This is a genomic window from Streptoverticillium olivoreticuli subsp. olivoreticuli (assembly GCF_003391135.1).
Lineage (GTDB): Bacteria > Actinomycetota > Actinomycetes > Streptomycetales > Streptomycetaceae > Streptomyces > Streptomyces blastmyceticus.
In genome coordinates, this window is record NZ_CP031455.1 from 7,174,115 (window position 1) to 7,195,576 (window position 21,462).

Annotated in this window: 1 protein-coding gene; it reads left to right on the forward strand. The window is 72.9% G+C overall.

The window, feature by feature from the left end:
- Positions 1 to 36: 36 nt before the first annotated feature.
- Positions 37 to 21,432 carry a type I polyketide synthase gene (locus tag DXZ73_RS31420; protein WP_116214359.1) on the forward strand — a complete coding sequence of 7,132 codons (21,396 nt, stop codon included), beginning with the start codon at positions 37 to 39 and terminating at the stop codon, positions 21,430 to 21,432.
- Positions 21,433 to 21,462 lie beyond the last annotated feature (30 nt).

The window sequence follows — 21,462 nt, forward strand, 5'->3', positions numbered from 1 at the left end:
GAACTCTTAAGTCTTAAGTACGTGGGGATGGCGGAAATGGCTGTGGCGAACGAGGAGAAGTACCTCGACTACCTCAAGCGGGCGACGACCGATCTGCGCGAAGCGCGTCGGCGGCTGCGCGAGGTGGAGGAGCGGGAGCAGGAGCCCATCGCCATCGTGGCGATGAGCTGCCGCTACCCGGGCGGGGTGCGCACCCCCGAGGAGCTGTGGGAGCTGGTGGCCCGCGGTGGCGACGCGGTCTCGCCGTACCCCGTCAACCGCGGCTGGGGCGAGGACGTGCTCTTCGACCCCGACCCGGAGACCGGGCACGAGGAGTACGTCCGCGAGGGCGGCTTCCTGCACGACGCCGCCGACTTCGACCCGGCGTTCTTCGGCATCTCGCCGCGCGAGGCCCTCGCCATGGACCCCCAGCAGCGGCTGCTGCTTGAGACCACCTGGGAGGCCTTCGAGCGCGCCGGAATCGACCCGGGCGCGCTGCGCGGCAGCAAGACCGGCGTCTTCGCCGGCCTCATGTACCACGACTACGCCTCCCGGCTGTACTCGGCGCCCGAGGACGTCGAGGGCTTCCTCGGCAACGGCAGCACCGGCTCCATCGCCTCCGGCCGGGTGTCCTACACCTTCGGCCTGGAGGGCCCGGCCGTCACCATCGACACCGCCTGCTCCTCCTCGCTGGTGGCGCTGCACCTGGCGGCGCAGGCGCTGCGCACCGGCGAGTGCACGCTCGCCCTGGCCGGCGGCGTCACCGTCATGTCCACCCCCGGCACCTTCACCGAGTTCAGCCGCCAGCGCGGCCTGGCCATCGACGGCCGCTGCAAGTCCTTCGCGGCGGCCGCCGACGGCACCGGCTGGGGCGAGGGCGTCGGCATGCTGCTCCTGGAGCGGCTCTCCGACGCCCGCAAGAACGGTCACCCGGTGCTGGCCCTGGTCCGCGGCTCGGCCGTCAACCAGGACGGCGCCAGCAGCGGCCTGACCGCGCCCAACGGCCCGTCCCAGCAGCGCGTCATCCGCCAGGCCCTGGCCGGCGCCCGGCTCTCCGCCGCGCAGATCGACGCCGTCGAGGCGCACGGCACGGGCACCACCCTGGGCGACCCGATCGAGGCCCAGGCGCTGCTCGCGACCTACGGCCGCAACCGCGAGGCCGACCAGCCGCTGTGGCTCGGCTCCGTCAAGTCCAACATCGGTCACACCCAGGCCGCCGCCGGTGTCGCCGGCATCATCAAGATGGTCATGGCGATGCGCCACGGCGTGCTGCCCAAGACCCTGCACGTCGACGAGCCCGCCACCGACGTCGACTGGACGGCCGGTGCCGTCGAGCTGCTGACCGAGGCCCGCCCGTGGCCCGAGACCGGCGCGCCGCGCCGCGCCGCCGTCTCCTCGTTCGGCATCAGCGGCACCAACGCCCACACGGTGCTGGAGCAGGCCCCCGAGCCGGAGCCCGCCGACGCGCCGGAGGAGCCGGCCGCCGCGCTGCCGCTGTGGACCCTGTCGGCCAAGAACCGGGCCGCGCTGCGCGACCAGGCCGCCAACCTGCTGGCCCACCTGGCCGCGCACCCCGAGCAGTCCCTCACCGACCTCGGCCACTCCCTCGCCACCGGCCGCGCCGCCTTCGACCACCGTGCCGCGGTCGTCGCGGACGAACGCGAGGGCCTCGTCCGGGCCCTGGAGGCGCTGACCCGCGACGAGCCCGCCACCGGCCTGGTCGACGGGAAGGCCGCCACCGGCAGGTGCGCGTTCCTGTTCACCGGCCAGGGCAGCCAGCGGCTCGGCATGGGCCGTGAACTGTACGCCGCCTACCCGGTGTTCGTGGCGGCGCTGGACGCGGTCTGCGCCGAGCTGGACCAGCACCTGGACCGTCCGCTGAAGGACGTGCTGTTCGGCGATGACGCCGAGCTGCTGGACCGGACCGGCTGGACCCAGCCCGCGTTGTTCGCGGTCGAGGTGGCGCTGTTCCGTCTCGTCGAAGGCTGGGGGCTGAAGCCCGACTTCCTGTCCGGTCATTCGATCGGTGAGCTGGCTGCCGCGCATGTGGCGGGTGTGTTGTCGCTGGCGGACGCGGCGAAGCTGGTTGCCGCGCGTGGTCGCCTGATGCAGGAACTCCCTGCCGGTGGGGCGATGATCGCGGTGCAGGCGTCGGAGGAGGAGGTTCTTCCGCTGCTGACCGAGCGGGTGAGCATCGCCGCCGTCAACGGTCCGCAGTCGGTGGTCGTCGCGGGTGACGAGGACGCGGCGCTCGCGATTGCTGCTGTCTTTGAGGAGCAGGGTCGTAAGACCAAGCGGCTCACCGTCAGCCACGCGTTCCACTCGCCGCACATGGACGGCATGCTCGTCGACTTCCGGCGCGTCGCCGCCGGCCTGACCTACGCGGCCCCGCAGATCCCGATCGTCTCCAACCTGACCGGCGCCCTGGTCTCCACCGAGGAGATCACCGACCCGGAGTTCTGGGTCCGCCACGTCCGCGAGGCGGTCCGCTTCCTCGACGGCGTACGGACGTTGGAGGCCCAGAACGTCACCACCTTCGTGGAGCTCGGCCCCGACGGTGTGCTCACCGCCATGGCACAGGACTGCCTGTCCCGCGATGACGCCACCCTTGTGTCGGCGCTGCGCGTCGGCCGCCCGGAGCTGCGCAGCCTGGCCACCGCCCTGGCGGGCGCCCACGTCCACGGCGTCTCCCCGGACTGGCACGCGGTCTTCGCCGGCACCGGCACCGCCCGCGTCGACCTTCCGCTGTACGCCTTCCAGCGCGAGACCTACTGGCTGGACACCGGCTACCTCACCGGCGACATGGCTTCCGCAGGCCTCGGCGCGGCGGACCACCCGCTGCTCGGCGCGGCCGTCTCCCTCGCCGACACCGACGGCTTCCTCTACACCGGACGCCTCGCCCTCGACACCCATCCGTGGCTGGCCGATCACGCGGTGGCGGGTTCGGTGCTGCTGCCGGGTACGGCTTTCGTGGAGCTGGCGATCCGGGCCGGTGACCAGGTCGGTTGTGACCTGTTGGAGGAGTTGACGCTGGAGGCGCCGTTGGTGCTTCCGGAGAGCAGTGGGGTGCAGCTTCAGCTGTCCGTGGGTGCGCCGGACGCTTCCGGCCGCCGCTCGCTGGCGGTGTACTCCCGCGACGAGGACGCGGCCGCTGACGAGCCGTGGCTGCGACACGCTTCGGGCGTGCTGGCCATGGCCGTTGTGGCGCCCTCGCACGACCTGTCCGTATGGCCGCCGACGGGGGCGGTCCCGCTGCCCGTTGAGGGCCTGTACGAGGGTCTGGCCGAGGCCGGGCTCGTATATGGCCCCGTGTTCCAGGGCCTGAGGTCGGCTTGGCGGCTGGGCGACGAGGTGTTCGCGGAGCTGGAGCTGCCCGAGGAGGCGGCGGCGGACGCGGGTCTGTTCGGGCTGCATCCGGCGTTGTTGGACTCGGCACTGCACGCGGTGGGCCTCGGCGGCCTGACCAGCGGTGAGGGCGGGGCACGGCTGCCGTTCGCGTGGTCTGGTGTCTCGCTGCACGCTGTGGGCGCCTCCGTGCTGCGCGTGCGACTGGCCTCCGCGGGCGCGGAGGGTGTGTCGCTGGCGGTCGCCGACGGCGCGGGTCGTGCCGTACTGACGGTGGACTCGCTGGTGCTCCGCCCCGTGTCGGTCGAGCAGATCGACGGCGCGGCGCGCGGCACACGACAGGACTCGCTCTTCCGGCTCGACTGGGCCGAGGTGTCCGCCACCGCCCCCGCGGGCGGCCGTTGGGCGCTGCTGGGCCCCGACGCGCTGAACCTGGCGGCGACCGCCGGTGAGCGCCTCGACGCCTACGCCGACCTGGCCGCGCTGACCGAGGCGATCGCCGCGGGCACGCCCGCACCGGACGAGGTGCTGGTCGCCTTCGCACCCGGCACCGAAGCCGACCCCGCGGCGGTGCACGCCGCCACGCGACGGGCGCTCGCCCTCGTCCAGGCGTACCTGGCCGACGAGCACCTCGCGGACTCCCGGCTGGTGGTGCTGACCTCCGGCGCGGTGGCCGCCGACGCGGCCGAGTCCGAGTCCGCGTCCGACCTGACGAACTCCGCCGTCTGGGGCCTGGTGCGCTCCGCCGAGTCGGAGAACCCCGGTCGCTTCGTCCTGATCGACCTCGACGGCGATGACGCGACGCGTGCCCTCCCCGCCGCACTCGGCTCCGGCGAGCCGCAACTCGCGGTGCGCGAAGGCACACTGCGCGCACCCTGCCTGGCCCGCGCGACGGTGCTGACGGCCGACGCGGACGCCGAACGCTTCGACGCCGACGGCACGGTGCTGGTCACCGGCGCGAGTGGCACGCTGGGCGCCCTGTTCGCCCGCCACCTGGTGGCCGAGCGTGGCGTGCGGCACCTGCTGCTGGTGAGCCGTCGCGGTGGAGCCGCTCCGGGTGCGGAGGAGCTCGCGGCCGAACTCGGCGCTCTGGGTGCCGAGGTGACGTGGGCGGCGTGTGATGTGGCCGACCGGGATGCTCTCGCCGATGTCATCGGCGCGATCCCGGCCGAGCACCCGCTGACCGGTGTGGTGCACACGGCCGGTGTGCTGGACGACGGTGTGATCGGCTCGCTCACCGGCGAGCGGCTCGACGCGGTGCTGCGCCCCAAGGTGGACGCCGCGTGGAACCTGCACGAGCTGACCCGCGATCTCGACCTGTCCGCGTTCGTACTGTTCTCCTCCGCCGCCGGTGTGTTCGGTGGCGCGGGTCAGGCCAACTACGCGGCCGCCAACGCCTTCCTGGACGCGCTGGCGGCGCACCGCCGCGCCGCCGGCCTGCCCGCGAGCTCGCTCGCCTGGGGCCTGTGGGCCGCCGAAGCCGGCGGCATGGCCGGGGAACTGGACGAGGCCGACGTCTCCCGGATGAACAGGGCCGGCGTCGCCGCCCTGTCCTCGGCCGAAGGACGGGAGCTCTTCGACGCCTCCGCCCGTTCGGGAGAAGCGCTGCTGGTGCCGGTGCGGCTGGACCTCGCGGCCGTACGCGCCCAGGCCGCTTCCTCGGGCGCCGTCGCCCCGCTGCTGCGCGGCCTGGTGCGGGTGCAGACCCGCCGCACGGCGCAGGGCGCGGCCCCCTCGGGCGCGCTGGCGCAGCGGCTGGCCGGGCTGGGCGAGACCGAGCGCTTCGACGTACTGCTTGAGCTGGTCCGCACCCAGGTCGCCGCCGTGCTGGGCCACGGCTCCGGCGACGCGGTGGACCCCGAGAGCGCCTTCCGCGACCTGGGCTTCGACTCGCTGACCGCCGTCGAGCTGCGCAACCGCATGAACGCCGTCACCGGCATGCGGCTGCCCGCCACCCTGGTCTTCGACTACCCGACCTCCGAGGTGCTCGCCCGCCACCTGCGCGACGAGCTGACCGGCTCCGCCGACCGGGCGGGCGCCGTGACACGGACCGCCGCGGCCGACGACGAGCCGATCGCCATCGTCGCCATGAGCTGCCGCTACCCCGGTGACGTCCGTACGCCCGAGGAGCTGTGGCAGCTCCTCGTCACCGGCCAGGACGCCATCTCCGGGTTCCCGGCCGACCGCGGCTGGGAACTGGACGCCCTCTACCACCCCGACCCGGAGCACCCGGGCACCAGCTACACCCGTGAGGGCGGCTTCCTGCACGACGCCGCCGACTTCGACCCCACCTTCTTCGGCATATCGCCGCGCGAAGCGCTTGCCACCGACCCGCAGCAGCGGCTGCTGCTGGAGACGTCCTGGGAGGCGTTCGAGCGCGCGGGCATCGACCCGGTGACGCTGCGCGGCAGCCGCACCGGCGTCTTCGCCGGTGTCATGTACCACGACTACGCCACACTGGTGGAGCAGGCCCCGGACGGCGGCGGCGAAGGCGCCCTCGGCTCCGGCAGCACCGGCTCCATCGCCTCCGGACGGGTGGCCTACACCTTCGGCCTGGAAGGCCCCGCCGTCACCATCGACACGGCGTGCTCCTCGTCGCTGGTGGCGCTGCACTGGGCCATCCAGGCGCTGCGCACCGGTGAATGCGAACTCGCCCTCGCCGGCGGCGTGACCGTGATGGCCACCCCCGGCACCTTCGTGGGCTTCAGCCGCCAGGGCGGCCTGTCCGCCGACGGCCGCTGCCGCGCCTTCTCCGCCGACGCCGACGGTACGGGCTGGGGCGAGGGCGTGGGCATGCTGCTCGTGGAGCGGCTGTCCGACGCGCGGAAGAACGGTCACCCGGTCCTCGCCATCGTGCGTGGCAGCGCGATCAACCAGGACGGTGCGAGCAATGGTCTGACAGCGCCGAATGGTCCGTCGCAGCAGCGTGTCATCCGGCAGGCTCTGGCCAGCGCGGGTCTGTCGGCCGCCGAGGTCGACGTGGTCGAGGCGCACGGTACGGGTACGACGCTGGGTGACCCGATCGAGGCGCAGGCGCTGCTGGCCACTTACGGCCAGGAGCGGGACGGGGACCGGCCGTTGTGGCTGGGCTCCATCAAGTCCAACCTGGGCCACACCCAGGCCGCCGCCGGTGTCGCCGGCGTCATCAAGATGGTGCTGGCCATGCAGCACGGAGTGCTGCCGCAGACCCTGCACGCGGACCAGGCCTCCCCGCACGTCGACTGGACGGCGGGCGCGGTCTCGCTGCTGACCGAATCGGTGGAGTGGCCCGAGACCGGCCGCCCGCGCCGCGCGGGCGTCTCTTCGTTCGGCATCAGCGGCACCAACGCGCACACGATCATCGAGCAGGCCCCGGCCACGCCCGTCGACGCCGCTCCGGCGGCATCCGACGGGACCCCGGCCACCGGCGCCGGCGTGATCCCCTGGACCCTCTCCGGCCGCAGCGCGGACGCGCTGCGCGCCCAGGCCGAGCGCCTCCTCGCCCACGTCACCGGCAGCGCCGAGCTCAGCCTCCACGGCCTCGGGCACTCCCTCGCCACCGGCCGGACCGCCTTCGACCACCGCGCCGTCGTCTTCGCCGAGGACCGCGCCGGGCTGCTCTCCGGTCTCGAAGCCCTCACCGAGGGCCGCAACGCGGCCCCGGGCCTGGTGACGGGCTCGGTGGCGAGCGGAAAGACTGCGTTCCTGTTCACGGGTCAGGGCAGTCAGCGGCTGGGTATGGGCCGTGAACTGTACGACTCTTTCCCGGTGTTCGCGGACGTGCTGGACGAGGTGTGCGCGCATCTGGACGGGCATCTTGAGCGTCCGTTGAAGGACGTGGTGTTCGGTGAGGACGCCGCGGCGCTGGATCGGACAGGTTTCACTCAGCCCGCGTTGTTCGCGGTTGAGGTGGCGTTGTTCCGTCTGGTCGAGTCGTGGGGTGTGAAGGCGGACTTCCTCTCCGGTCATTCGATCGGTGAGCTGGCTGCCGCGCATGTGGCGGGTGTGCTGTCGTTGGCGGACGCGGCGAAGCTGGTGGCGGCTCGTGGTCGTCTGATGCAGGAACTGCCCGCCGGTGGCGCGATGATCGCGGTGCAGGCGTCGGAGGACGAGGTTCTTCCGCTGCTGACGGAGGGCGTCAGCATTGCCGCCCTCAATGGCCCGCAGTCGGTTGTGATCGCGGGCGACGAGGACGCGGCGCTCGCGATCGCTGCAAGCTTTGAGGCGCAGGGTCGTAAGACCAAGCGCCTCACGGTCTCGCACGCGTTCCACTCGCCGCGCATGGACGCGATGCTGGACGACTTCCGCGCCGTCGCCGAGGGCCTGTCGTACGAGTCCCCGCGCATCCCGATCGTCTCCAACCTCACCGGTGCGGTGGTCTCCGCCGAGGAGATCACCAGCCCGGAGTTCTGGGTCCGTCACGTCCGTGAGGCGGTCCGCTTCCTCGATGGCGTCCGCGCTCTTGAGGCGCAGAACGTCACCACCTTCATCGAGCTCGGCCCTGACGGTGTGCTGACTGCCATGGGGCAGGAGTGTGCCCAGGGTGAGAACGTCGCGTTCGTCTCCGCGCTGCGCAAGGACCGTGGCGAGGCCGGGTCGTTGGTGGCGGCCGTGGCCCGGGCGCACGTCCGTGGTGTGAAGGTGGACTGGGCGGCGTTCTTCGCGGGGACGGGTGTCGCGCGGGTCGACCTGCCGACGTACGCCTTCCAGCGCCAGCGCTACTGGCCGGAGCTCCCGACGTCCCGTGCCGGTGGCACGGCCGGCCTCGGTCTGGCGACGGTCGAGCACCCGCTGGTGGGTGCCGCGGTGCAGCTGGCCGGTGGTGAAGAGCTGCTGCTGACCGGCCGGATCGGTCTGGACACGCACGCATGGCTGGCCGATCACGCGGTGGCGGGTTCGGTGCTGCTGCCGGGTACGGCTTTCGTGGAGCTGGCGATCCGGGCCGGTGACCAGGTCGGTTGTGACCTGTTGGAGGAGTTGACTCTGGAGGCGCCGCTGGTGCTTCCGGAGAGCAGCGGGGTGCAGCTTCAGCTGTCCGTGGGTGCGCCGGACGCTTCCGGTCGCCGCTCGCTGGCGGTCTACTCCCGCGACGAGCAGGCCGAGGCGGGCGAGCCGTGGCTGAGGCACGCTTCCGGTGTCCTGGCCTCGGACGCGGCGACGCCGTCGTACGACCTGTCGGCGTGGCCCCCGGCGGGCGCGGCTCAGCTTTCGGTGGAGGGCCTGTACGAGGGTCTGGCCGAGGTCGGGCTTGTCTACGGTCCGGTGTTCCAGGGTCTGAGGTCGGCCTGGCGGCTGGGCGATGAGGTGTTCGCGGAGCTGGAGCTGCCCGAGGAGGCGGCGGATGCTGGTCTGTTCGGGCTGCATCCGGCGTTGTTGGACTCGGCACTGCACGCTGTGGGCCTCGGTGGTCTGATCGACGGTGAGGACGGGGCACGGCTGCCGTTCGCGTGGTCGGGTGTCTCGCTGCATGCTGTGGGCGCCTCGGTGCTGCGGGTGCGGCTGGCCTCCGTAGGCGCGGAGGGTGTGTCGCTGGCGGTCGCCGACGGCGCGGGTCGTGCCGTACTGACGGTGGACTCGCTGGTGCTCCGCCCCGCATCGGTCGAGGAGATCAGCGGCGCGGCGCGTGGCGCACGCCAGGACTCGCTCTTCCGGCTGGACTGGGTGGAGGTCCTCGCGACTGTCTCCTCCGCCCCCGTACCGCAGAGCCGTTGGGCGGCCCTGGGCTCCGCCGAGCTGCTGCGCCGCGTGGTCGGTGACCAGGTCGCGGCCTACGCGGATCTGGCCGGGCTGACGGCGGCCGTGGAGCCCGGCGAGGCCCCGGAGTTCGTCTTCGTGGCACCGTCCGCCGCTGTCGGCGAGGGGGCCGCGGCCGCCACGCACACCGCGACGGCCGACATGCTCGCCCTGGTGCAGGAGTGGCTGGCCGACGAGCGCTTCGCCGACTCCCGCCTGGTGGTGCTCACTTCGGGTGCGGTGGCCGCCGGTCCGGGCGAGCCGGTGACGGATCTGCCGGGTGCGGCGGTCCGGGGTCTGGTGCGCTCCGCCGAGTCGGAGAACCCCGGTCGCTTCGTCCTCGTCGACATCGACGACCTTGACGACTCGGTCCGTGTCCTGCCCACTGCGCTGACCTCCGGTGAGTCGCAGCTCGCACTCCGTGCGGGCGCGGTGCGCATGCCCCGGCTGGCCCGGTCCGTCGCCGCCGCCGAGCCGGTGCGGGAGTTCGTGGCCGACGGCACGGTGTTGGTGACGGGTGCGAGTGGTTCGCTGGGTGGTCTGGTGGCCCGGCATCTGGTGGCGGAGCGCGGTGTGCGTCATCTGCTGCTGGTGAGCCGTCGTGGTGGGGCCGCTCCGGGTGCGGAGGAGCTCGCGGTCGAACTCGGCGCTCTGGGTGCCGAGGTGACGTGGGCGGCCTGTGATGTGGCCGACCGCGAGGCGTTGGCCGATGTCATCGGGACGATCCCGGCCGAGCACCCGCTGACCGGCGTGGTGCACACGGCCGGCGTGCTGGACGACGGCACGATCGGTTCGCTGACCGCGGAGCGGCTGGCGGGTGTGCTGCGTCCGAAGGTGGACGCGGCGTGGAACCTGCACGAGCTGACCCAGGACCTGGATCTCTCTGCTTTTGTGCTGTTCTCTTCGGCGGCCGGTGTGTTCGGCAATGCCGGGCAGGGCAACTACGCCGCCGCGAACGCCTTCCTTGATGCTCTCGCCCAGCACCGCAGGGCTGCCGGTCTGGCTGGTAGTTCGCTGGCGTGGGGTCTGTGGGCGGACGAGGCCGGCATGGCGGGTGAGCTGGCCGAGGCCGGTGTGTCCCGTATGAGCCGTGGTGGTGTGGATGCGCTGACGGCCGCCGAGGGCCTGGAGCTCTTCGACGCGCCCGGTCGCGACGCCGAGCCCTTGCTGATCCCGATGCGGCTCGACCTGGCCGCGCTACGCGCCCAGGCGGCCAACGGGGCGCTGCCCGTTCTGCTCAGCGGACTCGTCCGGGTGCCCGCGCGGCGCGCCGCCGAGGGCGCGATGGCGTCCGGCGCCCTCGCACGGCGACTGATCGGGCTGGGGGAGGCCGAGCAGCGCGGCATGCTGCTGGAGCTGGTGCGTACGCAGGTCGCCACCGTGCTCGGATACGCGGGCGCGGTGTCGGTCGAGGCCGAGCGTTCCTTCCGTGAGTTGGGCTTTGATTCGCTGACGGCGGTGGAGCTGCGGAATCTGTTGGGTGGGGTGACGGAGCTGCGTTTGCCGGCGACGTTGGTCTTCGATTACCCGACGCCGGTTGTGCTTGCTGAGTTCTTGCGTGCCGAGCTGGTGGGTGCGGTGGCGGATGTCGCCGGTCCGGTGGTTGTGGCGGCTGTTGATGATGAGCCGATTGCGATCGTGGGTCTGGGTTGTCGTTATCCGGGTGGTGTGGAGTCGCCGGAGGATCTGTGGCGGCTGGTGATGGAGGGCCGGGACGCGATCTCGGAGTTCCCGGCCGACCGTGGCTGGGACCTGAATGCCCTCTACCACGCGGACCCCGACCACGCGGGTACGAGCTATGCCCGTGAGGGCGGTTTCGTCACCGAGGCTGGTTACTTCGATCCTGGTTTCTTCGGGATTTCGCCGCGTGAGGCCCTCGCCATGGACCCGCAGCAGCGGTTGCTGCTGGAGACGTCGTGGGAGGCGTTCGAGCGTGCGGGCATCGACCCGGGTGTGCTGCGCGGCAGCCGTACCGGTGTCTTCGCCGGCGTCATGTACCACGACTACGCCTCTCTGCTGGAGCGGGTGCCCGAGGGCGTCGAAGGCTTCCTCGGTACTGGTAACGCGGCGAGTGTGATCTCGGGTCGGCTGGCGTACACCTTCGGGCTGGAAGGCCCGGCGGTGACGGTCGACACGGCGTGTTCGTCGTCACTGGTCGCCCTGCACCTGGCTGTTCAGGCGTTGCGCAATGGTGAGTGTGAGCTGGCGCTTGCCGGTGGTGTGACGGTGATGGCGACTCCGGCGGCGTTCGTGGAGTTCAGCCGCCAGCGCGGCTTGGCGGCCGATGGCCGGTGCAAGGCGTTCTCCGCCGACGCGGACGGCACCGGCTGGTCCGAGGGCGCGGGCATGCTGCTCGTCGAGCGGCTCTCCGACGCCCGTAAGAACGGTCACCAGGTGCTGGCGATCGTGCGTGGTAGCGCGATCAACCAGGACGGTGCGAGCAATGGCCTGACGGCTCCGAACGGTCCGTCGCAGCAGCGGGTGATCCGGCAGGCATTGGCCAACGCGGGCATCTCGGCTGCCGAGGTCGACGCGGTCGAGGCGCACGGCACCGGCACCACGCTGGGTGACCCGATCGAGGCGCAGGCGCTGCTGGCCACGTACGGCCAGGAGCGGGACGGGGACCGGCCGTTGTGGCTGGGTTCCTTCAAGTCGAACGTGGGTCACACCCAGGCCGCCGCGGGTGTCGGTGGTGTCATCAAGATGGTCATGGCGATGCGCCACGGTGTGCTGCCGAAGACGCTGCATGTCGATGAGCCGTCGCCGCACATCGACTGGTCGGCGGGTGAGGTCGAGCTGCTGGCCGACGCGGTGGAGTGGCCGGAGACCGGCCGTCCGCGCCGGGCCGCGGTGTCGTCCTTCGGCTTCAGCGGCACCAACGCGCACACCATCATCGAGCAGGCCCCGGTGGACGAGTCGGTCCCGGCCGGGTCCGAGGCCGCTCCGGTGGCCGACGCGGGCGTGCTGCCCTGGACCCTCTCGGCGAAGACGGCCGATGCGCTGCGCGCCCAGGCCGACCGGCTCCGCGACCACCTCGCGGACCGTACGGACGTCGCCCCCGCCGACCTCGGCTACTCCTTGGCGACCACCCGCGCCACCCTCGACCACCGCGCCGTGCTGGTGGCCCAGGACCACGCCGGATTCCTGACCGCCCTGGAGGCCCTCGCCGAGGGCCGCAACGCGGCCCCGGGCCTGGTGACGGGCTCCGCGAACGGTGGAAAGACGGCGTTCCTGTTCACGGGTCAGGGCAGTCAGCGGCTGGGCATGGGGCGTGAGTTGTACGCCGCGTTCCCGGTGTTCGCGGAGGCGTTCGACGCGGTCTGTGACGAGCTGGACCGGCACCTGGAACAGCCGCTGAGGACCGTGGTCTTCGGCGACGACGCCGAGCTGCTGAACCAGACCCGTTACACCCAGCCCGCGCTGTTCGCCATCGAGGTGGCGCTGTTCCGTCTGGTCGAGTCGTGGGGTGTGAAGGCGGACTTCCTCTCCGGTCATTCGATCGGTGAGCTGGCTGCCGCGCATGTGGCGGGTGTGTTGTCGCTGGCGGACGCGGCGAAGCTGGTGGCCGCGCGTGGTCGGTTGATGCAGGAACTGCCCGCCGGTGGCGCGATGATCGCCGTTGAAGCATCGGAGGACGAGGTTCTTCCGCTGCTGGACGAGCGGGTGAGTATCGCCGCCCTCAACGGCCCGCGCTCCGTGGTGGTCGCGGGTGATGAGGACGCGGCGCTCGCGATAGCCGCGACGTTCGAGGAGCAGGGTCGTAAGACCAAGCGCCTCACTGTCAGCCACGCGTTCCACTCGCCGCGCATGGACGGCATGTTGGAGAACTTCCGCACGGTGGCCGAGGGCCTGTCGTACGAGGCCCCGCGTATCCCGATCGTCTCCAACCTGACCGGCGCCTTGGTTTCCGCCGAGGAGATCACCAGCCCGGACTTCTGGGTGCGCCACGTCCGCGAGGCCGTCCGCTTCCTCGATGGTGTCCGCGCCCTGGAAGCGCAGGGCGTCACCACCTTCGTTGAGCTCGGCCCCGACGGGGTCCTCACCGCCATGGCGCAGGAGTGCGTCGACGGTGACGATGCGGCCTTCGCGGCGGTGCTGCGGGCCGGTCGTGCCGAGGCGGAGTCGTTGGTGGCGGCCGTGGCCCGGGCGTACGCCCGTGGTCTCGCGGTGGACTGGGCGGCGTACTTCGCCGGTACCGGTGCCGCGCGGGTCGACCTGCCGACGTACGCCTTCCAGCGGAAGTGCTACTGGCCGGAGGTCCCGACGTCCCGTGTCGGCGGCACGGCCGGCCTGGGTCTCGGCTCGGTCGACCACCCGCTGGTGGGCGCCGTGGTACCGCTGGCCGGTGGCGAGGAGCTGCTGCTGACGGGCCGGATCGGTCTGGACACCCACCCGTGGCTCACCGACCACGCGGTCATGGGCTCGGTACTCCTGCCGGGTACGGCTTTTGTGGAGCTGGCGATCCGGGCCGGTGACCAGGTCGGTTGTGACCTGTTGGAGGAGTTGACGCTGGAGGCGCCGCTGCTGCTTCCGGAGGACGGCGGGGTCCAGCTCCAGCTGTCCGTGGGTGCGCCGGATGCCTCCGGTCGCCGCTCGCTGGCGGTGTACTCCCGTGACGAGGACGCGGCCGCCGACGTGCCGTGGCTGCGGCACGCCTCCGGTCTGCTGGCGGAGGGTGCGCCCGCGCCCGCCTTCGACCTGGGCGTATGGCCGCCCGCCGGCGCGGAGCGGGTCGAGGCCGAGGGGCTCTACGACGGCCTTGCGGCGACCGGTCTGGCCTACGGTCCGGTGTTCCAGGGGCTGAGGTCGGCTTGGCGGCTGGGCGATGAGGTGTTCGCGGAGCTGGAGCTGCCGGAGGAGGCGCGCGCCGATGCGGGTCTGTTCGGGCTGCATCCGGCGTTGTTGGACTCGGCGCTGCACGCGGTGGGCCTCGGTGGTCTGATCGACGGTGAGGCCGGGGCGCGGCTGCCCTTCGCCTGGTCAGGTGTGTCCCTGCACGCCGTGGGTGCCTCGGTGCTGCGGGTCCGGCTCGCCTCCGTAGGTGCGGAAGGTGTGTCGCTGGCGGTCGCCGACGGCGCGGGTCGTGCCGTACTGACGGTGGACTCGCTGGTGCTCCGCCCCGTCTCCGCCGACCAGATCGACGGCGCGGCGCGCGGCGCACGACAGGACTCGCTCTTCCGGCTCGACTGGGCCGAGGTGTCCGCCCCCGCTTCCGCTTCCGTGGACGACCGCTGGGCGGTACTCGGCACCGACGTCTACGGGCTGACCACCGCCTACCCGGCGATTCCGGTCCACCCGGCGCTGACGGCACTGACCGAGACAGGCGCGGCGGTACCGCGCGAGGTGCTGTTCGCCTGCACGGCCGACGCCGACAGCGCTGCCGCCGCCGTGCACCGGGCCGCCGCCGAGGCGCTCGCCCTGGTGCAGGAGTGGCTGGCCGACGAGTGGTTCGCCGACTCCCGGCTGGTCCTGCTGACCCGGGGAGCCGTCGCCACCGGCACCGACGAGCCGGTGACGGACCTCCCGGGCGCGGCGGTCTGGGGCCTGGTGCGCTCCGCCCAGTCCGAGAACCCCGGGCGTTTCGTCCTCGTCGACCTCGACGGTACGGACGACTCGCTGCGTGCCCTCCCGGCGGCGCTGGCCTCCGACGAGCCGCAGCTCGCCCTGCGCGACGGCACACAGCGCGCCCCGCGCCTGATGCGGGCGCTTCCCGAAGCCGCCGATGCGGTGCGGGAGTTCGCGGCTGACGGCACGGTGCTGGTCACGGGTGCGAGCGGGACGCTGGGCGGTCTGGTGGCCCGGCACTTCGTCACCGAGCGCGGCGTACGACACCTGCTGCTGGTGAGCCGCCGCGGCGGGGCCGCTCCCGGTGCCGAGGAGCTCGCGGCCGAACTGGGCGCCCTGGGTGCCGAGGTGACGTGGGCGGCGTGCGACGTCGCCGACCAGGATGCCCTCGCCGGTGTCCTCGCGGCGATCCCGGCGGAGCACCCGCTGACCGGTGTGGTGCACACGGCCGGCGTGCTCGACGACGGCACGATCGGCTCGCTCACCGCCGAGCGGCTGGCACACGTCTTCCGGCCCAAGGTGGACGCCGCCTGGAACCTGCACGAACTCACCCGTGAGCTGGACCTCTCCGCCTTCGTGCTGTTCTCTTCGGCTGCCGGTGTGTTCGGCAATGCCGGGCAGGGCAATTACGCCGCTGCCAACGCTTTCCTTGATGCTCTCGCGCAGCACCGCAAGTCGCTCGGCCTGGCTGCCTCTTCCCTCGCGTGGGGTCTGTGGGCGGACGAGGCCGGCATGGCGGGTGAGCTGGCCGAGGCCGATGTGTCACGGATGAGCCGTGGCGGTGTGGACGCGCTGACGGCCGCCGAGGGCCTGGAGCTCCTCGACACGGCCGGGCGCAAAACCGACGCCGTACTGATCCCGATGCGGCTCGACCTGGCCGCACTGCGTGCCCAGGCATCCTCGTCCGGTGCGGTCGCGCCGCTGCTGCGCTCCCTGGTCCGCATCCCGGGCCGCCGTGCCGCCGAGGGCGCCGCGGCGTCCGGCGCGCTGGCCCAGCGGCTGGCCGGTCTGGGCGAGGCCGAGCAGCAGGGCGTCCTGCTGGAGCTGGTCCGCTCCCAGGTGGCCGCCGTCCTCGGCCACAGCTCCACGGACGCCGTGGAACCGCACCACTCCTTCCGTGAGTTGGGCTTTGACTCGCTGACGGCGGTGGAGCTGCGGAATCTGCTGGGTGGGGTGACGGAGCTGCGTTTGCCGGCGACGTTGGTCTTCGACTATCCGACGCCGGTTGTGCTGGCCGAGTTCTTGCGTGCCGAGCTGGTGGGTGCGGTGGCGGATGTCGCCGGTCCGGTGGTTGTGGCGGCTGTTGATGACGAGCCGATCGCGATCGTGGGTCTGGGTTGCCGTTATCCGGGTGGTGTGGAGTCGCCGGAGGATCTGTGGCGGCTGGTGATGGAGGGCCGGGACGCGATCTCGGAGTTCCCCGCCGACCGTGGCTGGGACCTGAATGCCCTCTACCACGCGGACCCCGACCACCCCGGCACCTCGTACACCCGCGAAGGCGGCTTCGTCGATGAGGCAGGCTACTTCGACCCGGCGTTCTTCGGGATTTCGCCGCGTGAGGCTCTGGCGATGGACCCGCAGCAGCGGTTGCTGCTGGAGACGTCGTGGGAGGCGTTCGAGCGCGCGGGCATCGACCCGGGTGTGCTGCGCGGCAGCCGTACCGGTGTCTTCGCCGGTGTCATGTACCACGACTACGCCTCCTCGGTCTCGGTCCTGCCGGAGGGCGTCGAGGGGTTTGTCGGCACTGGTAACGCGGCGAGTGTGATCTCGGGCCGGCTGGCGTACACCTTCGGGCTGGAGGGCCCGGCGGTCACCATCGACACGGCATGCTCGTCGTCACTGGTCGCCCTGCACCTGGCTGTTCAGGCGCTGCGCAACGGCGAGTGCGAGCTGGCGCTCGCCGGTGGTGTGACGGTGATGGCGACTCCGGCGGCGTTCGTGGAGTTCAGCCGCCAGCGCGGCTTGGCGGCCGACGGCCGGTGCAAGGCGTTCTCCGCCGATGCGGACGGCACCGGCTGGTCCGAGGGTGCGGGCATGCTGCTCGTCGAGCGGCTCTCCGACGCCCAGCGGCACGGCCACCCGGTCCTCGCCGTGGTGCGCGGCAGCGCGATCAACCAGGACGGTGCGAGCAACGGTCTGACGGCGCCCAACGGTCCGTCGCAGCAGCGCGTCATCCGGCAGGCGCTCGCCAACGCCGGTCTGTCGGCCGCCGAGGTCGACGCGGTCGAGGCGCACGGCACCGGCACCACGCTGGGCGACCCGATCGAGGCGCAGGCGCTCCTGGCCACCTACGGCCAGGAGCACGCCCCTGAGCAGCCGCTCTACCTGGGTTCCTTCAAGTCGAACGTGGGTCACACCCAGGCCGCCGCCGGTGTCGGCGGCATCATCAAGATGGTCATGGCGATGCGTCACGGTGTGCTGCCGAAGACGCTGCACGTGGATGAGCCGTCGCCGCACATCGACTGGTCGGCGGGTGAGGTCGAGCTGCTGGCCGATGCGGTGGAGTGGCCGGAGACCGGCCGTCCGCGCCGGGCCGCGGTGTCGTCCTTCGGCTTCAGCGGTACCAACGCGCACACCATCATCGAGCAGGCCCCGGTCACCGAGGAGCAGACCGTGACGCGCGCCGCTGCGGTGCCGCCCGTCGTGGCGCTGCCGCTGTCGGCGAAGACGGCCGAGGCGCTGCGCGCCCAGGCCGACCGGCTCCGCGGCCACCTCGTGGACCGTACGGATGTCGCTCCCGCCGACCTCGGCTACTCCCTGGCGACCACCCGCGCCACCCTCGACCACCGCGCGGTCGTCGTTGGTGCGGACCGCGAGGCCCTGGTGACGGGTCTGGAGGCGCTGGCGCGCGGCGAGTCGGCCGCGGGTCTGGTGGACGGTTCCGTGGCCGACGGCAGGACCGCGTTCCTGTTCACGGGCCAGGGCAGCCAGCGGCTCGGCATGGGCCGCGAGCTGTACGCCGCCTACCCGGCCTTCGCGGAGGCGCTGGACGCGGTCTGCGACGAGTTGGACCGGCACCTGGAACAGCCGCTGAAGACCGTGGTCTTCGGCGACGACGCCGAGCTGCTGAACCAGACCCGGTACACACAGCCCGCGCTGTTCGCCATCGAGGTGGCGCTGTACCGCCTGGTGGAGGGCTGGGGGATCACCCCCGACTTCCTCTCCGGGCACTCCATCGGCGAGCTGGCCGCCGCGCACGTCGCCGGTGTGCTGTCGCTGGCGGACGCCGCGAAGCTGGTGGCGGCGCGTGGTCGCCTGATGCAGGAACTCCCGGCCGGCGGCGCCATGGTGGCGATCCAGGCGTCCGAGGAGGAGGTGCTCCCGCTGCTGACCGAGCGGGTGAGCATCGCCGCCCTCAACGGCCCGCGGTCCGTGGTCGTCGCGGGTGACGAGGACGCGGCGCTGGAGATCGCCGCCGGCTTCGAGGCGCAGGGTCGTAAGACCAAGCGCCTCACCGTCAGCCACGCGTTCCACTCGCCGCACATGGACGCCATGCTGGACGCCTTCCGGGCCGTGGCGGAGACCCTCTCCTACGAGTCCCCGCGCATCCCGGTCGTCTCCAACCTCACCGGCGCCCTGGTCTCCGCCGAGGAGATCACCAGCCCGGACTTCTGGGTCCGGCACGTCCGCGAGGCGGTCCGCTTCCTCGACGGCATCCGCGCCCTGGAGGCCCAGGGCGTCACCACCTTCATCGAGCTCGGCCCCGACGGAGTACTCACCGCCATGGCACAGGACTGCGCCACCGACCCCGACGGGGCGGCGTTCGCCGCCGCCCTGCGCACCGGACGCCCCGAGCCGGAGGCGCTCGCCGCCGCCGTGGCCCGGGCCCAGGTCCGGGGCGTACCGGTGGACTGGAAGGCGTTCTACGCGAACACCGGCGCCCGCCGGATCGACGACCTGCCCACCTACCCGTTCCAGCGCCGCCGCTACTGGCTGGAGGCCCCGGCCGGCGCCGTCGGCGACGTGGCCTCGGCCGGGCTGGGGGCGGCCGACCACCCGCTGCTGGGCGCGGCGGTGGACCTGCCCGACTCCGACGGCCGCCTCTTCACCGGCCGGCTCTCGCTGCGCAGCCACCCCTGGCTCGCCGATCACACCGTCATGGACACGGTGCTGCTCCCCGGCGCGGCGCTGGTGGAACTGGCCGTGCGCGCGGGCGACGAGGTCGGCTGCGATCTGCTGGAGGAGCTGACGCTGGAGGCACCGCTGGTGCTTCCGGCGGACGGCGGGGTCCAGTTGCGGGTCACCGTCGGCGAGCCCGACGGGGCGGCCGGGCGGCGCGCGCTGCACGTCCACTCCCGTCCTGAGGGCGCGGTCGACGAGCCGTGGACCCGGCACGCGGCCGGTGCGCTCGCGCTCGCCGGTGCCGACGCCGCTCCGGTGGCCGTGTCGGAGGAGTGGCCGCCGGCCGACGCCGAAGCGGTCGGGATCGACGACTTCTACGCCGCCTTCGCCGCCCTCGGCCTCGGTTACGGGCCCGTCTTCCAGGGGCTGCGCGCCGCCTGGCGCCGCGGCGACGAGGTGTTCGCCGAGGTCGCGCTGGGCGAGGCGCAGCGGGACGGGGCCCGTGCGTACGGGCTGCACCCGGCCCTGCTGGACGCCGCGCTGCACGCGGTGGGTCTCGGTGACTTCTTCGACGCGGAAGAGGACGCGGGGCGGGCCCGGTTGCCGTTCGCCTGGGACGGTGTCCGGCTGCACGCCGTCGGTGCGGCGGCGCTCCGGGTCCGGGTGTCCCCGGCCGGGTCCGGCGCGGTCGCGCTGGCGATCGCCGACGAGACGGGCGCGCCGGTCGGTTCGGTCGACTCGCTCGCGCTGCGGCCGCTCGACGCCGACCAGTTCACGTCCGTCGGCGGCGCGCACCACGATTCGCTGTTCCGCGTCGACTGGGCCCTCCTGCCCACGCCGGCCGCGCTGCCTGCCGGGGAGGCGACTTCCTACGCGATCCTCGGCGGCGGTGAGCTGAAGGCGACCGCCGCGCTGGAGGCGGCGGGGGTGCGTGCCGAGACGTACGAGAACACGGCGGCCCTCGCGGCGGCGGTGGACGCGGACGGCCCGGCGCCGGACGTGGTGCTGCTGCCCTGCCTGCCCGACCTGGGCACCGCCGGGGATGCCGCGGCCGCGGCGCACGCCGTCACCGGCCGGGTGCTGGCCCTCGTACGGGAGTGGATCGCCGACGAGCGGTTCGCCGACTCCCGGCTGGTGCTGCTGACCCGTGGCGCCGTGGCCGTACGCGACGCGGTGGCGGACGACGGCACGGAGGCCGAGCCGGTCGAGGACCTGGCGCACTCCGCCGCCTGGGGCCTGGTCCGCTCGGCACAGGCCGAGCATCCGGGCCGGTTCGTCCTGGTCGACGTGGAGGCCGACAGCGACGCCGCGAACGGCCTGCTCAAGGAGCTGCCCGCCCTGCTGGCGACGGACGAGCCGCAGCTCGCGCTGCGCGCCGACGGCTGGCACGCCCCGCGTCTGGCACGGGTGGCCTCGCTCGTGGAGGAGACCGTTCCGGACTTCGACGCGGCGGGCACCGTGCTGGTCACCGGTGCCAGCGGCACCCTGGGCGGGCTGCTGGCCCGGCACCTGGTGGCCGAGCGCGGCGTACGGCACCTGCTGCTGACCAGCCGCCGGGGTGCCGAGGCGCCGGGTGCCGCCGAACTCGCCGCGGAACTCGCCGAGTCCGGCGCCCGGGTCACCTGGGCGGCGTGCGACGCAGCCGACCGCGAGGCCCTGGCCGCGCTGCTCGCCGCCGTCCCGGCCGAGCACCCGCTCACCGCGGTGATCCACGCCGCAGGTGTGCTGGACGACGGCATCATCGAGTCGCTCACCCCGGAGCGGCTGGCGAAGGTGCTGCGCCCGAAGGTGGACGCGGCGTGGAACCTGCACGAGCTGACCCAGGACCTGGACCTGTCGGACTTCGTGCTGTTCTCCTCGGCCGCCGGCGTGTTCGGCAACCCGGGCCAGGGCAACTACGCGGCCGCCAACGCCTTCCTGGACGCCCTCGCCCAGCACCGGCGTGCCCGGCACCGCCCGGCCGTCTCGCTGGCCTGGGGCCTGTGGGAGGACGAGGGCGGCATGGCCGCCACCCTCGCCGAGGCCGACCGGCAGCGGATGAACCGCGGCAGCATGGGGGCGCTCAGCGACGCGGAGGGCCTGGCCCTGTTCGACGCGGCCTGCCTCGCCGAGCACGCCCTGCTCATCCCCGCGGCGCTGGACATCGCGGCGCTGCGCGCCCAGTCCGCGTCCGGCGTGGCACCGCTGCTGCGCGGACTGATCCGCACCCCGGTACGGCGCGCCGCCGCCGGTGGCGCGGCGGAGGCGGCCACGAGCGCGGTCGACCGGCTCGCGGGCATGTCCGCGGCCGAGCGGGACCGCTTCCTGCTCAACCTGGTCTGCGGCCAGGTGGCCACGGTGCTGGGCCACAGCGGTGCGGGCGCGATCGAACCCGGTGCGGCCTTCAAGGAGCTGGGCTTCGACTCGCTCACCGCCGTGGAGCTCCGCAACCGGCTCGGCGCGGCCACCGGCCTGCGGCTGCCCGCCACGCTGATCTTCGACTACCCGACCCCCGGGGCCCTCGCCGACCACCTGCGCGCGGCACTGCCGCAGGGCGACGGCGGCCCGTCCGTGTTCGGCGAACTCGACCGGCTGGAGGCCGCCCTGGCCGACGCCACCGACGACAGCGTCACCCGCTCGCGGATCACGATGCGCCTGCAGGCCCTCATGGCCAAGTGGAACGACGCCCAGGACACGACGACCGACGGTGACTCCGGTGACCACGACCTCGAATCGGCAACCGACGACGAGCTCTTCGACCTGCTCGACGACGAACTCGGCTCCTCCTGAACGGGAGCGTACTGAACCGATGAATACCTC

Bases quoted from the DNA above. Each gene is read 5' to 3' on its own strand.
- DXZ73_RS31420 (WP_116214359.1), top strand. From the start codon at position 37: ATGGCTGTGGCGAACGAGGAGAAGTACCTCGACTACCTCAAGCGGGCG.